Genomic DNA, 16308 nt, shown 5'->3' with positions numbered 1-16308 from the left:
CCTTTCTTATGAAGTTGTTCTTAATATGTCAATAAATCATTCAAATGTTGTCTCATCAAAATTATTTTTCAGAGCAACTGAATTCATTGTATATTTAATTTTATTTCTAAATGCATCACTTAGATGATCGACTGGTTCTTCAAATAAAACTGATTCATTCGAAGATAATTTCTCAATCATGTGAATATAATTTAAATTTGAAAGATTGATTTTTGATTCATTTATATTTTTATAGTTTTCTATAAAGTTTGATGAAGGAAAAATGTAATTATTTACATAAGCGTAATATTCACTAGGGGTTAATGAAGAAAGCATTTCATCATTAATAGTTGCTGTGTCTCTTCAATCAATTTTGTTATTTTGATCGTACATCCATTCAATAAAATCTTTAACAACCTTATCTTTTTCATTGTCATGTTTAATACCAACAATATTAACACCTTGATTGATAAATGTTTCTATGGTTTGAGTTGCATTATTTTTAGTTGGCGCTTGGAAAAATAAGAAATCTTCTTTTTTTAATAATGACTCTCTCTCAGCACCGTTCGCATCATAAATTGCATTATCTCCGATAATTCAATTGTAAGCATTATTTGTTGTTAAAGTGAATATAGTATCATATGATGCGGGCGGAATAAATCTTTGACTATCTGTTTGATTCTTGTCAATATATAACGCTTTTTTATTAATTAAATTATTAAGTGATTCATATGTTTTTCTTAAGCTTTGATGTTGTTTAGTATTTGGATCGTATATTGAATCATAGTCGATTAAATTGTTTTGATTATATTTTAAAATAAAATCATCATAATTACCATTTCCGTTGTTAAAAGATAAATTATAAAACAAATTAGTTATATGTCTGCTATATAAAATTCTTGCATTTAAATTTGGTTCAATAATATCAGCTATGTCATTTGAAATTTGAAATAAATCATCATTGAATTTAAATATGTTATCACTATAATTAAAATTTTTGTTCTTAATTTTTTCTAAATTATCTTGAAAATTAATTCCTCAAAAGCTTCTAATTTGTTCTTTAATTGTAGGACTGCTTTGCTCGTAATGTTCAACGACTGAATTTAAAATTGAACTATTGTTATCATCTAAAAGTTTTTTATCAGGAAAGTTGTTTGATAAAAATGATTTTAATTCTGATAGAAAATATCCTAAATTTAATTTGTTAATTACCAACATATCAGTGCTATTTCCTAATGGTAACACGAATTTATTTGAATGATTTAAGGATATCTTATTATTAATTTCTAAATATTGATTAATAATTCCTGAATTTTTAATTTCATTGCTAAAATCAATTGCTTTGTTATATGAATTAATCAATCACGCCGCAGATGGATAATACATAATTAAACTCGGTATAGATGGATCGTCAATTTTTAATTGCAATGATAACTTGTAATACAAAGTTTCACGTGAGGTTGATGAATAAATTAAAGAGATTGAGCGATGATTTTCATTTTTTAATAAAGATTCACGATTATAGCGATTTATTAATGTTTTTAAAGTTTGTGACCGCTTATCTTTTATAGAAAAAGGAATTGCAAATTCAACTAATTTTTCTTCTCTCTCACATGAGCTTGATATTAATGGAACAGCTATTGTAGATAAAATAGCTGATGATAAAAATAAATATTTTCTTTTCAATTTCATACCTCAATTTAATATATATATTTTAAATTAAAAAATTAAAATAAAGAAAAATACCTGAATAAATCAGGTATTTAAATAAGTTTATATTCATTTTAAAATAGAACTTTTTCACAAAATATTTTACATTTAATATTAATTTGCAGATTTTATTATAGGAAACGCAATTATTCCATAAGCTGCTAATATTGCAACAAAAACTCCGACTAATATAACTAAAATTACAGCAACACTTATAATACTTTTAATAGCAATTCTTTTACGATTATATTTTTTAATAGAATCCATTTCAAATTGCATGTGTTTTTCATTTTTATTATTCATAATTCTATCCTTTTGTTGCTCTTCCTTGTCTTGAAATTGCATTCATAATTCTCTTTCTTAATAAGAAGTATGTAATGAACATAGGTAAAATACCTAAAATGTTTGCAGCAATACGTACTGAAATATATACAATTGGTTGTTCATCTGCAGGATCTTTACCTGTATGTGTTAATCATACGTTAATTACTGATCATGAACCTTCTTTTTCGCTAATAACTAATAAAGGTCATGTGAATGAGTTTCAAGATGCTAGCGCTGTTAAAATAGCGATTGTTCATGTTGTTGCTTTAACCATTGGCATTGCAATTTTTGTAAAGAATACAAATTCATTTGCAGAATCGATCATTGCTGATTCTTTTACAGAACCGGTGATTTCTTCAAATGCATTTCTATACATAAATCCAGAAAATACTGATGCAACAAATGGCATTGTTAAGGCAATATATTGGGCTATACCATCTTTCCAATTCAATGTTACAATTACTCTATATTGACCAGATAATAATGCAACCTCTGGTAGTACTAATAATGCTAGGAATAATGCTCATGACAAGTTTTTGAATCTTCATTTTTTCATTGAAAATGCATAACCAAATGTCATTGAGAAGAAAATTCTACAAATTACTGATAAGGCAGTTATTGAGGCTGTATATAATACAGCTTTAAAGTATCCATCTTGAAATGCTGCCTTGAAGTTTTCAAAGAAGAATACTTGAGTGCTATCACCATATGCTCTCGGATATCAAACTAATACATCTGTATTATTTTGTCATCTTCTATCCAAAACAGATTGGTTTAACATGAATAGGAATGGAAAGACGATAATAAATCCAAAAAATAATAGAATAGCAATTTTGAATGATCACGATAATATAACACTTAAAGGTTTAGTTGTTTCGACAGCCTTTGTCATTAGATCTTGTCTAGATTTTAAATACCGGTTTTGTCTTCAATGTTTGATTTTCAATCTTTCTAATGACATTTTTTTCTCCGATTTTTGTTCCAATAATATATGTAATTGACACAAGTTTTCTTAAACTGAATGATACTAATACACCAATTAAGAATAACATGATAGATGCGGCTGCCCCCGTACTAAATGAACCTTGTTTTACGAATCTATAAACGTATAACATTAATGATGAACCACCATTATTCAAGGCATCTAGTTCATTGTTATTAAACAATGAAAGTGGGAAAACTTTAATTCCTCCAATCAATCCCATTGTGATCAAGAATGAAATTGTTCTTTTAATAGAAGGAAGTGTAATTGCGAAGAATTGTTTGAATTTATATGAGCCATCAATTGAGGCAGATTTGTATAATTGTGGATTTACAGATAGCATTGCTGTTGATAGAATTAAAATTTGAAATGCTAAACTACCTCAAATTCCTCTTAGAAGAATAACTATAAATGGTTTTCAAGATTTATAATCACCACTTTCTAAGAAAGGAATTGGTTTATCAATAAGTTTTAAATTTTTTAAAATGATATTTACGAAACCACCTTCTTTTTTGAAGATAAAGAAGAAAGTGATTGAAACAGCAATTGCAGATGTTACATATGGTAAGAAAAATACTGTTTGTCAGAAGTTTCTTGATCATTTTTTAATTAACATTGTAATTGATGTAGATATCAATAATGAAATGCATAAACTAATTGGCAATGACACAATTGAATACACAAATGCATTTCTAACACCTATTTTGAAGTGAATATCATTAAAAATATTTTTAAAGTTTTCAAAACCAAAACCAATATCATGAGCTTTAAATCCTACCCGCACTGAAAATGAATCAATAATAACTAGGATAAAAGGAATAATAGTCATTAATGTAATTGTTAACAATGAAGGAAGTAGCAATAAAAATGGTTTTCAAAAAGGTGTTCTTTGATTTAAAACGCTAAGATTTTCACCAACTTTTTTAATTCTAAATTTCTTTCAAAAATAGATTTTCATTGGTTATATTCTTTCGCCTGTTTCTGCATCAAATTGATGCATATTGTCAGTTTTAATTGATAATTTAATTTCTTCGTCAATTTCGTAATGTGCTTTATGTGTTAAGTATATGTTAGCAAGTTTTTGAATTGCTTCAATTCAAACTTGAGCTTGAATTTCTTTTCCAAGATATTCAACTGTTTTTATTTTTCCAGTGAAGAAATAGTTTTTATCATCTTCAACTAATCCTTCTGCTCTAAAACCGATATGAATATTAGATTTTGAATATTGTGAATTATTTACTGATGCAATTTCTTTATTATTTACAACAATCTTACCATCTTTAACTTCAGCATTAAAGATTGTCATTTCTGGCATTCCAAGGAATTTTGCAACAAATTCATTTGCTGGTTTAGTATATAGTTCCATCGGACTACCCATTTGTTGAACTTTAGCAGTTGACATACATACAACTTTATCAGAAATAGACATTGCTTCTTCTTGATCGTGTGTAACGAAAACTGTTGTAATTCCTAATTCTTGTTGAATTGAACGAATTCACTTTCTTGTTGAAATACGCAATTTTGCATCCAAGTTTGACAATGGTTCATCTAATAATAATATTTTAGGTTTTTTAACGATAGCACGAGCAATAGCTACCCGTTGTTGTTGACCCCCTGATAATTGGGTCGGTTTTTTCTTTAAGTTCTTAGTAATTTCTACACGTTGTGCTACTTCTAAAACATCTTTAACAATTGCTTGTTCAATTGTTAGAATATTTGCTGATAAAGTTTCAATTTCTTCTTGTAATTCTTTTGGCATAAACATAATTAGTTTTCTCATATTTGAATTAAATGAAGAATTTAAATTATATTTCTTGAAAATAGGAGCAAAAATTTCTAATGTTTTATTTTTATAATTAGATTTTGTTTGAGAAGTCACAACTTTTAAACGTTGTTTAGCTTCAAGAATTTGTTTGTTTAGCGGACTTTGTTTTTTTTGATTTTCAGCTTTTTTAGCTGCTTCTTTTGCATTAATTATTTCTTTATTAATTTTTTCTTTAGCTGTTTTGTAATTAATATCGTATTCTTTTTCTAATTTTAAAACTTCCTCTTTAGATTGCTTTTTAACTTGAGCAACCGAAATTTCTAAATGTTTTTTAATTTCTTGAATTTCTTTTAATTCTGCATTACTTGATTGGTTATTTGAAAGCTTTGTTTCAATAATTTTTCTTAATTTAGAAATTTTCGAATTAGCTTCAAATTTTAATTCGTGAATTTTTTCTGAACTACTTAATTTAGCTGCCTTAATATCTTGAATAACTTTTTTTGTTAAACTACTTAATTCGGCAATTTTTTTAGTTTTTAAGAAATTTAATTGATTAATTTCTTTTTCAGAAATATTGTTTAAAGAGGCTTTTAGTTCAATGATGTATTTTTTAGTTTCTTTAGGAATGTCTATTTTATAAAAACATGCTTGTTTTAATTTATTAATTTGTTCTTGACTGACCTTTTCGTGCTTTAAAATAACTTCAAAAACATCTTGTTGAGCTAATTGAGATTTTTCAAGAGTTTCCTCTTTTCAATGTTGATCATTTGTTAGAGGGAACGCGATATTTTCATACACTGTCATATGAGGATAAAGAGCATAGTTTTGGAACACAAGTCCCAATTCTCTTTGTTGTGGAGAGTATTTTGTTACATCAATACCAGAGAAAAATATTTTTCCGCTAGTAGGTCTTAACAATCCAGAAATTGCATTCAAGGTTGTTGTTTTTCCAGAACCTGATGGTCCTAATAAAGTAACAAGTTCTCCTTTTTTAATTGAAAATGAAACATTATCAACAGCAACAGCATCACCAAAGTCAATGACTAAATCTCTGATTTCAATTGCAGGGATTGTTTTCTTTTGTTCGAAACGTTCTTTAGAAAACTGATGAATTTGTTCATATGATATTTCTTTATTGTCTTTAGATTTCATTTTTTTCCTTAATTTAGAGATAGTTAATTTTGCTATTTATCACTGTTTGTTGTTGTTTTTGATTTTATAAAATGATAAATGTTTCGACTAGAAACAGTATATCCTTTTGGTGCTAATGCCGGATCTAAAATATATAAACTTTGTGGCAACATTTCACCATGTGCCTTATACATTTTTGAAAATTCAGCAGGCGATTCAAAGTATTCATCGTTTGAAGGATTATAAAAACCTTTTTTCTCTGAAATACCTTCATTAAATGCATAAGCAAGATAAGGTAATAATATAGAACTTGGAGATTCTTTAATATTTTCATTGTAATTAGCTTCATAAGAAGCGATTTCTGTTTCTCCAATTCTGGCTAATGTAACTGCTCCTGCTAGCATTTCAACAGAAAAGTTTCTTCAATAATTCTCACCAAAGAATACATGAGCAACAACTCTGTCATAAGTCATATTTGAAACATTAGCAAATGCTAAACGAACTTTTGATCCAATAGGTAATAATTTAGCAGCAAATTCATGATCTCTTTGTGCTCATTTTTTTTCTTCTGGATCTACTTGAACATTTGGTACGTTTTCTTCAAGTGTATCAATTGATTCAATTCTAACTTTTAATAATTGACCAACTTTAAATGCCGGAGTTTGTCATTCATAACTTCATGAGTCTGTTTCAGCTTTGACTGTAATAGTATCCCCGTCAGCCATGGAAACAACTTCTCCATCAACATAACTAAATTTTTGTCAATAATTAATTGTTTTTTTAACTCTAGTTGCATTTTTTCTATCGAATACAGTTGTTTCAAATGTTTTATCAAATTCACGACCAACTTCATGGTAATTTGAAAAATCAGTTGTATATCATTTTGCTTTAGGTGCAACATTTCAAACTGGTTCGATTTTGTCTTTAGTTTTTTCACATTTTAGTGATAAAACAGGTAAGGCAACGGTTGCAATTGAACCAAAAATACTAAATAGTATTAAATTTTTCTTTTTCATTGATTTATTTTAATTAGTTATCTATTTTAAATGTTTCGCTCATTCTCTTAATGAAATCATTGTAAGTCAATGAGAATGGATTATCACTTGCAGTATTTACTAATGCTTTTGCATTTGCTTCCAAAGCTTTTCTCAATCTATCTGAGTAAGTTGAAGGAATATCTTCAATTGATTTGTATTGATTTGGATTATCTACAACTTTTTTAAAGTTATTGAATGCAATTTTTTGTGCTTCATTCATTTTGTTTAATTTTGTTTCATCTGTAGATGCGAAGAATGATTTTGTAGGTGAAACATAGCTACCGTATTGGTTAAATGCATCAATTGGAGTTATATTTGTGTATGTATTCTTTGAATCCATTTGAATGCTTTCAAAATTGTGAGTATAGAATCATTCAATAAATTTAATTGTTGCTGGATCTTCAGTTTCGTTTGCATGTAATAAAACGAATGATGGTCCTTGTGTAAAGACAGAAAATGTTTCATCTCCTGAAGATGTTGCTTTCAATGGCATTGAAATTCAATCAGCTTCATGTTTTTGCAATGTATCTGCAACAGTTGGTTTTATTAATTGTGAACCTGGAATCAATACAACAGGTGAATAGTTAGAATCAATTTCAGCATCGTCTTTTGTTGCGCCATCAGCTAATGAGTTATATGATTTCAACACCAATGCACCAACTAATTCTTTTCTTTCAGAACCACTAACAGCATAAACTTTATTAGTTTTTTCTTCAATTACTAAATCTCTATCTGTTGATAGATAGTTAGTTCCTGGATTACTTTCCATAAATTGTTTAACTTTTGCATCAGCTTCAGATGTTAATAATTTTAAAACATATTTATTTTTTGATGATCTAACACCTTCATCTGTGCTTCAGTAAACATCATCTTTACTTGCTTTCAATTTACCATTAGTTAATGTTAAATCTTTAATGTTTGCAACAGTAAATTTCTTTCCACCTTCTTTGTGGAAGTAACTTGATGAATTACTTGATACATATGTATGGCTATAACCAGATGTTGAACCCATTGATAAAGCAAGTTTATGGTTAACAAGATTGTTTGAACCATATGCACCTGAACCACCAATTCAAATAGCGCCTGAGTTAATTCCTTCTAGAATTACATCAAATACTTCTTTAAATCTTGCGTATTCTGGTGAACTTGGGTTTTCAAAGAATGAGGTATAGTCATAACCACCTGATTTAAATTTTGAAGCATCTTTTTTGATATAGTGTTTGCTTAAATCATTTTTGGTAATTGATCCAATCATTGCGTTAATTGCATTAGGAACTGAATCTATACCCAATACATATAATGATGATGAACTAATGTATAATTTTTTCATCAATGAAACCATTTCAATTAAGTCTTTATAATTTTCAAATTTTTTATCTGACAATTTAAATGTCTTAATTTTTTCTACTGCTTCTGTGTATATAGAAGATGTAGTTTTAGTTTTACCTGGATCTCACATTTCATCGATAACAACAGCATCTGATTTAGTTTGTTCTGTATTAGCAGCTTTAGAATCAGTGTATGCTTTAATTCATTTATCAATTTTTTCTGTTTCGCCTTCTACTTTTTGTGCTCCTAATGTTACTAAATCATTTAGAAGTTTTCCAAATAGAATTTGGTTAATAGCAATCATTTCTGTTGAACGTGAAATAGGAACAACTCAATTTTCATTTTTATCATTTAATACAATTGAACTTGTTACAGAAGTAAATGCATCTACTATATTTAAAGCGTCAAATTTTTCTTTTGGCACTGCAATATTCATATCATATTGAGCGATTATTGACGCTGCAGCAGGATAGTTAATCATAATGTTATATAAAGATGTTTTATTTGTTGATCTCAAGTCATTAACTAACTTACCTGTATCATAACCATTTGGGTTTCATAATATAGAAGCTTCTAAGTAACCTTCTGATGCATGTGTTTTAGCATATTCGTTATATGCATCAACAAGTGTTTTAATAGCTTTACCTTGTGAATTCCCTTCAGAAAAACCTGATAAAATGCTTAATTTATTATCATTAACGGTATCAAATCTTGATGTTTTTTCTCCATCAGGACCGTCTGGTTTAACACAAGATGCCGCCATAACTGGTACTGCCCCAATTACAACTGGCAACATTGTAAATAGTAATTTAGATTTTTTCATAAAAATCCTTTCTTTTTTTGTTCTTTGTTTAAAAAAATACAAAATAGACAAATTACAAAAAATGTCTAATTTGTATTTTTTCATTTAGTGAAATAAAGTAAAATATTTTGTTTTTCACATTAATTATTTTACTTAAAAATCATTTTTATAATATAAAAATAATTTAAATAATTTTTTAATACTTATATAAAGGAATTTTTTAATCACAAAAATATAAAGGAAATTTAATAATTAAATTTGATAATTATCATATGATTTGTTTTTTTAAAACATTCTAAAATAAAAGCAATCAAATATTTTTTACAAAGTTTATTATCTTAAGGAAAATAAAACCCAACTAGCAAGTTGGGTAGAATTTTATTTATCCATATCTTCTTTAATAATCATTCCCAATCCAACTCACGCTAAAATTGGTAATACAAAAAGACCAACAAGTGTTAAAATCATAGCTGTTCTATTAGTTGTTTTCACCGCCGCAATTATTGAAACAATAAATGCCGCTAATGACATTACTGAACCTATAGCAATTGAAGCTAACGCTCCAGCTCCAGCAGCAACTACTGTTGCTCCCGCAACCGATTCATCAGCGCCCGATGCAGCAACTGCAAAAAGTGCAGTAGCAGACGCAATAATTCCAGCTAACATCACTATAAAACCTACTGGGTTTAAAACCAACCCGGCAATCGCTAATTTTCTTGATTTACTCATATATATTCACCTCCTTAACTTTTAATTTGTCAAATTAATTATTTCAAAAAAAAAAAAAAACAGATTTTGCTGTTTTTTGAATAAAAAATTCAAAAAAATAATAAAAAAATGCCTCAATGGCATTGGTATCGTTTGATAAATGGTGGAGAATGAGGGGCTCGAACCCACGACCCTTGCCTTGTAAGGGCAATGCTCTCCCAGCTGAGCTAATTCTCCAATGGTGACCCTAGCGGGACTCGAACCCACGCATGTATGGATGAAAACCATATGTGTTAACCACTTCACCATAGGGCCATAATGGCGCCGACTATTGGGATTGAACCAACGACCAACTGGTTAACAGCCAGCTGCTCTACCGCTGAGCTAAGTCGGCATTTATTTAAAATACCCTATAATTATAACTAAAAAAAATAGTATTTTAAAAAAATGTTTAAATTTTTATAGCTCAGTTTTTTGTCGATCAAAACCATAGTTATTTTACCATATTTATTATTTCTGTTTATTTTTTAATTTGAAATTATTTTTTATTGTTTTCTTTCAATAATCTATTTATATTATTTCTTTAACTTTAAAATACTTCTTGGAAATTTGTTCAATGTTATATAAATACATGTTTACTTGTATAACTTCCAAATATATTAAATTAAGACTGAAAATTACAATAACAATCTCAAACAAAATATCTTTGTTATCTGAAAAATAATTAGCTTCTGTCAAAATTATTTGAGAATATATAACAACAGAACTCAGAATGAATGCTAATATATTTAACACTATACCTTTTTTAGTTCAAATTTTTCTTTTTATAAATATAGTCAATATAGCTATAAAAAATAATGTCGTTAAAATAATTCCAATTATTAATAAGATTTTTAACAATAAAAATGTATAAAAAGCTTTTTGTTCTTTAATAAAATCAAATTGCAATCAAGAAGCTTTATTGGTTGCTTCAAAAATACCTTTAAGTTCGCTTGTTTTTGTTGCTAAATATCATTTCTTTTCATCTACCATTTCACCAATTCCAACAACTAATGGTAGGAAAACATTATGAATAAATAATAAATAATTAAATATTGAAAACATTTTAGAATCTCAATAGCAATCTTTATATTTTTTAATATTAATATATGGTTTTATAAATCTAATTAAAGACCATACAATATAATTATTTTCTATATATTGTTTGTCAATTTCTTTTTGAAAAATTAGTGAAAATTTCTTGATAATTTCTTTGTCTTTAAGCTTTATTCACAATGAATTCAAATCATTCATTAATATAAAATGTTTTAGCAAAGTAAAGTCATTGTTTTTATTATATTTATCTATCAAGAAAATAAAAATGTTATATTTGTTTATCTTCTTATTCGCATTTAAATTAATAAATTCATAAAACAATTGTTTAAATTCGTAATGATTGATATTGTTAAAATATGAAAGAAATTTTAACAATGATCTATTATTAATTTTCTCTTCATTGAAATTAGTTAGTATATATTTAAGATCTTTGAACTTTTGTATATCAAAATTCAAAAATAAATATGATTTAAAATATTTAGCAAATTTAAAGAAATTGCAATATTTGTATTTTAAGAATAAACCATACAATATATGTTTTGTTAAAACGATTATTGAAATAATCACAACAATAAATGATGTTACAAGAAATAAATAAAACTCAACTCTATTAAATATTTGTTCTTTATTATTAAAAATTGAACCAGGTCCAATTGAAATTACTATTGTTAAATATAAAAAGATTGCAAACAACAATGTTGCTCCAAGATATTGATAAATTTTGTATAAAACTTTAAATTTAGCCTTGTGATTTAAAGTAGTTTCATAAATTGATAAAGTTTTATTATATATATCTTTGAACATAAACCGTATTTTCTTTCTACATTAGTAATAATTTAATTATATTAGATGTAAATAAACATCAGTTAAAATTATTGTCGTGTAATAATTTTGTTATCATATCGAAATAAAATGTGTATTTTAATTACACAAATATATATAATTTTATATTATGTCAATTAATCTACAAAATTTAGTCGGAAACAAAATTAAAGAAATAAGAAAACAAAATAAAATCTCACAAACTGAATTGTCTCAATTAACAAAAATTGAGCGTTCAACAATTTCTAAAATTGAAAATGGTTCAATAAATATAACATTAGATACATTAGAAAAAATCATTAATGGCTTAAATATATCAATTCAAGATTTATTTAATAACGAAATTAATTTCAATATAAAACCATTAGTAAAATGAGCTGGTGGAAAAACTCAAATTCTTGATGAAATAAAACGTTTAATGCCTAAAAAATTCAAAAATTATTATGAACCTTTTTTAGGTGGAGGAGCTTTATTTTTCTCATTAGCTCCCAAGAATGCTTTTATTAACGAAATTAACGAAGAACTATATTGTTTATATAAATGTTTTGAAAATGAAAAAGATATCAATTTATTAATCTCTGAATTAAATACTCATACAAAATTGCATAGCGAAGAATACTATTACAAATTAAGAGATTTAGATAAAGATCTATCTTTTAAAGAACTGCCAATTTATATCAAAGCAGCAAGATTAGTTTATTTAAATAAAAGTTGTTTTAATGGCTTATATCGTGTTAATTCAAAAGGATATTTTAACGTTCCTTTTGGCAAAAAACAAGAAGTGAATTTATACAACGTAGATAACATTAACTCAATTAAAGAATATTTTGAGAACTCTAATATCGAAATTACCAATCTTGATTTTCAAGAAGCGGTTTTAAAAGCTAAAAAAGGTGATTTTGTCTATTTAGATCCCCCATATGACACTCTCCCCGATAAAAATGGTTTTGTGAATTATGACAAAAACGGATTTAATAAAGATGATCAAAAAAGATTATCTGAAGTATTTAAAGAACTAAATCAAAGAGGAGTTTATGTTATGTTGTCAAACCATAATACTGACTTTATCAATGATTTATATAAAGATTACAATATTCATATAATTAAAGCAAAAAGAATAATTAATTCAAATAGTCTAGGTAGAGGAGAAATAGAGGAAGTAATTATTACCAATTATTAGTTTATATATAAATATAAAAATATAAAACTTTGAAATGATTTTAATATAATCAATAACTATTGCAAATTTGTTTTGCACTACACTGATATTCCATATTTCTTAAGTCAAATATCATAAATATATTATATTTTGATATAATAAGTGCGTTACTTATAGAGTAACCATACTAAAAAGGTTTTAAAAACTTAATTATAAGTACCTTCAGGATGTGACAAAATATAAGGAGGCATCAATGTTTGCTATCATTGAAACCGGTGGAAAACAATTACTAGTTAAAGCCGGCGATACAATCTATATTGAAAAGATTGAAGGCAAAGAAGGAGACGTTGTTGTTTTTGACAAAGTTTTAGCTGTTGAAAACAAAATCGGTACTCCATATGTAGAAAAAGCTTCTGTTTCAGGAATTATTGAAAAACAAGGTAAACAAGCAAAAATCGTTGTTTATAGACACAATGCTAAATCAACTCACAAACGTAAATTAGGTCACCGTCAACCATATACAAGAGTACAAATTACAGAAATTAAAGGAAAATAGTAAATGGCACATACAAAAGCTGGTGGAACAACCAGAAACAGTAGAGACTCAGCAGGTAGAAGACTTGGAGTTAAAGCTACAGATGGTGAATTTATTTTAGCAGGAAGCATTATTTATAGACAAAGAGGAACAAAAATTTTTGCTGGTCAAAACGTTGGAATGGGTAAAGACCACACTCTATACTCATTAATCGATGGTTTTGTTAAATTTGAAGACAGAATTAACAGAAAATTTGCATCAGTTTATCCTGAAAAGAAATAATTGAAGACCCGAATGATTCGGGTTTTTATTTATGTCAATTTATTTGTGTTCTTATTTTTTATATATTTCATTAATCAATTAATTTAATTTCTTACAAAATTGTTATTCTATAATTATTAATAATTATTCAAGGAGATATTTATGATTACAATTGATGTTAAAGAAAGACTTATATATTTAAAAAAGTTGAAACTAATAATTTTAAAACACGAAAAAGAAATTATAGATGCCTTATATCGTGATTTAAATAAAAACGAACTAGAATCTCAAATAACTGAAATTAGAGTTGTTTTTAAAGAATTAAACTTATATATTAAAAAATTGAAAAAATGAAGCAAGGATAAAAGAGTTACTTCACCAAAAGAATTATTTTATCTTAAGAGTTATTTAAAACCAACCGCATATGGAAAGACATTGATTATATCACCGTGAAATTACCCTTTTAATTTAACATTAATTCCATTAATTAATGCTTTTGGTGCTGGCAATACAGTTGTTTTAAAACCATCTGAATTTTCAAAACATACTTCAATAGTGTTGGAAAAAATTATTAACGAAACATTTAATCATAAATATGTAAATATACATTTAGGTGGAAAAGAAGTTGCACAGTCTTTATTAAATGAAGATCTTGATTTTATCTTTTTTACAGGAAATACAGCAGTTGGTCAAATTATATATAAAAAAGCTGCTGAAAAAATGATTCCTTGTGTGCTTGAATTAGGTGGTAAAAGTCCGGTAATTATTGATCCAAAAATTAAAAATCTAGAAAATGTTGCAAAAGAAATAATTTGAGGAAAACTAACAAATGCAGGTCAAACATGTGTTGCACCTGATTATGTTTTTGTACATAAAAATCAAAAACATGAATTAATTAATTTACTTAACAGACATAAAACGGAATTTTCAAACAAAATCAATATTAATAAAGATTATTTATCAAGAATTATCGATGAACAACATTTAGATAATATTAAAAAATTATCACCAGAATTAAAATATGATCAAAACGATAGATATATTGATTTATTCATAAAAGAAACTGACGTTAATGATGCAATAATGCAAAAAGAATTATTTGCACCAATTTTACCAGTCATTGAATATCAAGCTATTAAAGAATGTTATGACTATATATCTAAAAACAAATGACCACTTTCTTTATATATATTCAGTGAAGATAAAAACTTTATTCAAGATATTATTAATAATACAAATTCAGGAACTGTTTCAATTAATGATCATCTAAGTTTTCTTGCGAATGATAAACTAGGTTTTGGTGGTATTGGTCAAAGTGGTTTTGGAAAATATCACGGAAAAACAGGTTTTGATACATTTACTCATTGAAAACCAGTTACATACAAAAAGTTAAACACTAGATGAAATATAAAATATAAATCTTTAATTAATGATTCAAAAATATTGAGATTAATTAAATACATAATGAGGTAATTTAATGAAGAAATATATCGAACAAACATTGTATCCTGAATACCCAATAATAGCAGGATGTGATGAAGCTGGTCGCGGTGCATCAATTGGGCCTATTGTTGTTGCAAGTTGTATATTACCTAATAATTACAAAAACGAAGAAATTAATGATTCTAAATTATTAAATTACAAACAAAGAGAGAAACTCTTTAACGAAATTATTCAAAACGCAATTGAATATCATATTGAATTTATCGATAATAAACAAGTAGATCTTATAAATCCCAAACAAGCAAGTATTTTAGGAATGGAGATTTGTGTTAAGAAATTAAAAAACAAACCAAATTTTGTAATTACAGATTTCGAAAAACTAAATAACATTGATATAAAACAATTGAATTTAATCAAAGGTGATCAAATCAGTATAAATGTAGCTGCTGCTTCTATATTAGCAAAAGTTAGTCGTGATAAATATATGGAATCACTACATCTAAAATATCCTTTTTATAATCTAGATTCAAACAAAGGTTACTACAACAAAATACATGCTAATGCATGTAAAAAACATGGTTTAACAAAATATCACCGTTTTTCATATAAAAACATCAATTCTTTTCTACCTGAAATTTTGAACAAAAAACGTTGCTTTTGAGTTGAAAATAATATTGATTCAATCAATCACATCTACTATCACGACAATATATGAGGAACCCCTACATACGATGATCAACAAATTTTTGAATCAATGTGTTTAGAAATTTTTCAAATTGGTTTAAGTTGAAATATCATTTGAAACAAACGTGATGACATTTTAGATGCCATGTATCAATTAAGTTGGGAAAAAATCAGTAATTGTAATGAAATTGATATCAATAATTGAATGAATGATAGCAGAGTTATTAGACATAGAAAAAAATTACAAGCCATTATTAATAATGCAAAAGCTTATCAACAAATAATCCTTGAATTCAAAAGTTTTGCTAATTACATATGAAGTTTTACTAATAACCAATCAATTAATAACTTTGGTAATGAAAACAATCCAGAGATATTAAGTTTTGTAAAAAATATTTATAAAGATTTAAAGAAAAGAAACTTTGTTTTTCTAGGAATTACCACCATATATGCTTGATTACAAGCAATCGGAGTGATAAACGATCACCAATTGAATTGTTTTAAACAAACAAAAAAGCAATAGATCTTAATTACTAAAACAT

At 26.5% G+C, this 16308-nt stretch carries 14 protein-coding genes and 3 tRNA genes; 5 read left to right on the top strand and 12 right to left on the bottom strand.

Translation table 4 applies throughout. The features are described 5' to 3' along the window. Positions 1-6: 6 nt before the first annotated feature. The 12 genes from EXC28_RS01010 to EXC28_RS05490 all read right to left on the bottom strand — a co-directional run bounded on the left by EXC28_RS01010 (position 7) and on the right by EXC28_RS05490 (position 11666). On the bottom strand, positions 7-1671 hold the full coding sequence (locus EXC28_RS01010) for a P80 family lipoprotein (protein WP_029330758.1): 1665 nt from the start codon (positions 1669-1671) through the stop codon (positions 7-9). A 132-nt stretch (positions 1672-1803) separates the two neighbouring features. Further along, positions 1804-1992: a hypothetical protein gene (locus EXC28_RS01005; protein ID WP_029330757.1), complete on the bottom strand. Its 189-nt coding sequence runs from the start codon at positions 1990-1992 to the stop codon at positions 1804-1806. Between the two features lie 4 nt (positions 1993-1996). Next, positions 1997-2905 (bottom strand): carbohydrate ABC transporter permease, encoded by a 909-nt coding sequence (locus tag EXC28_RS05505; protein WP_232028565.1) that lies wholly within the window; start codon positions 2903-2905, stop codon positions 1997-1999. A 10-nt stretch (positions 2906-2915) separates the two neighbouring features. Beyond that, on the bottom strand, positions 2916-3953 hold the full coding sequence (locus EXC28_RS05500) for a carbohydrate ABC transporter permease (protein ID WP_029330755.1): 1038 nt from the start codon (positions 3951-3953) through the stop codon (positions 2916-2918). 3 nt (positions 3954-3956) lie between these two features. Beyond that, positions 3957-5912, bottom strand: a complete 1956-nt coding sequence (locus tag EXC28_RS00990) for an ATP-binding cassette domain-containing protein (protein WP_029330754.1) — start codon at positions 5910-5912, stop codon at positions 3957-3959. A 32-nt stretch (positions 5913-5944) separates the two neighbouring features. Continuing rightward, a complete protein-coding gene (locus tag EXC28_RS05495) occupies positions 5945-6907 on the bottom strand; it encodes a thermonuclease family protein (protein WP_051622618.1) in 963 nt (320 codons plus the stop codon). 13 nt (positions 6908-6920) lie between these two features. Beyond that, positions 6921-9080: a P68 family surface lipoprotein gene (locus EXC28_RS00980; protein WP_158524908.1), complete on the bottom strand. Its 2160-nt coding sequence runs from the start codon at positions 9078-9080 to the stop codon at positions 6921-6923. Between the two features lie 357 nt (positions 9081-9437). Continuing rightward, complete coding sequence (locus EXC28_RS00975) at positions 9438-9788, bottom strand: hypothetical protein (RefSeq protein ID WP_029330750.1); 351 nt, start codon at positions 9786-9788, stop codon at positions 9438-9440. Positions 9789-9928: 140 nt separating this feature from the next. Then, positions 9929-10004, bottom strand: a tRNA-Val gene (locus tag EXC28_RS00970). Between the two features lie 2 nt (positions 10005-10006). Beyond that, positions 10007-10082, bottom strand: a tRNA-Glu gene (locus tag EXC28_RS00965). Between the two features lie 4 nt (positions 10083-10086). Beyond that, positions 10087-10161, bottom strand: a tRNA-Asn gene (locus EXC28_RS00960). Positions 10162-10337: 176 nt separating this feature from the next. Next, positions 10338-11666, bottom strand: a complete 1329-nt coding sequence (locus EXC28_RS05490; protein ID WP_029330748.1) for a hypothetical protein — start codon at positions 11664-11666, stop codon at positions 10338-10340. A 148-nt stretch (positions 11667-11814) separates the two neighbouring features. Between EXC28_RS05490 and EXC28_RS00950 the strand changes: the two genes are divergently transcribed. The 5 genes from EXC28_RS00950 (at position 11815) to EXC28_RS03760 (ending at position 16289) form a co-directional block, all read left to right on the top strand. Continuing rightward, positions 11815-12864, top strand: coding sequence for a Dam family site-specific DNA-(adenine-N6)-methyltransferase (locus EXC28_RS00950; protein ID WP_029330746.1), 1050 nt, complete (start codon positions 11815-11817; stop codon positions 12862-12864). 232 nt (positions 12865-13096) lie between these two features. Then, positions 13097-13399, top strand: a complete 303-nt coding sequence (rplU, locus tag EXC28_RS00945) for a 50S ribosomal protein L21 (protein ID WP_029330743.1) — start codon at positions 13097-13099, stop codon at positions 13397-13399. A gap of 3 nt (positions 13400-13402) precedes the next feature. Further along, positions 13403-13660, top strand: a complete 258-nt coding sequence (gene rpmA / locus EXC28_RS00940) for a 50S ribosomal protein L27 (RefSeq protein WP_029330741.1) — start codon at positions 13403-13405, stop codon at positions 13658-13660. A gap of 141 nt (positions 13661-13801) precedes the next feature. Next, positions 13802-15112, top strand: a complete 1311-nt coding sequence (locus EXC28_RS00935; protein ID WP_036437551.1) for an aldehyde dehydrogenase family protein — start codon at positions 13802-13804, stop codon at positions 15110-15112. 4 nt (positions 15113-15116) lie between these two features. After that, positions 15117-16289, top strand: coding sequence for a ribonuclease HII (locus tag EXC28_RS03760; protein WP_084271879.1), 1173 nt, complete (start codon positions 15117-15119; stop codon positions 16287-16289). Positions 16290-16308 lie beyond the last annotated feature (19 nt).

This window comes from Metamycoplasma cloacale (assembly GCF_900660735.1).
Lineage (GTDB): Bacteria > Bacillota_I > Bacilli_A > Mycoplasmatales > Metamycoplasmataceae > Metamycoplasma > Metamycoplasma cloacale.
The sequence above is the reverse complement of the archived record's forward strand: the minus strand, read 5'-3'. Positions and strand labels throughout refer to the sequence as shown.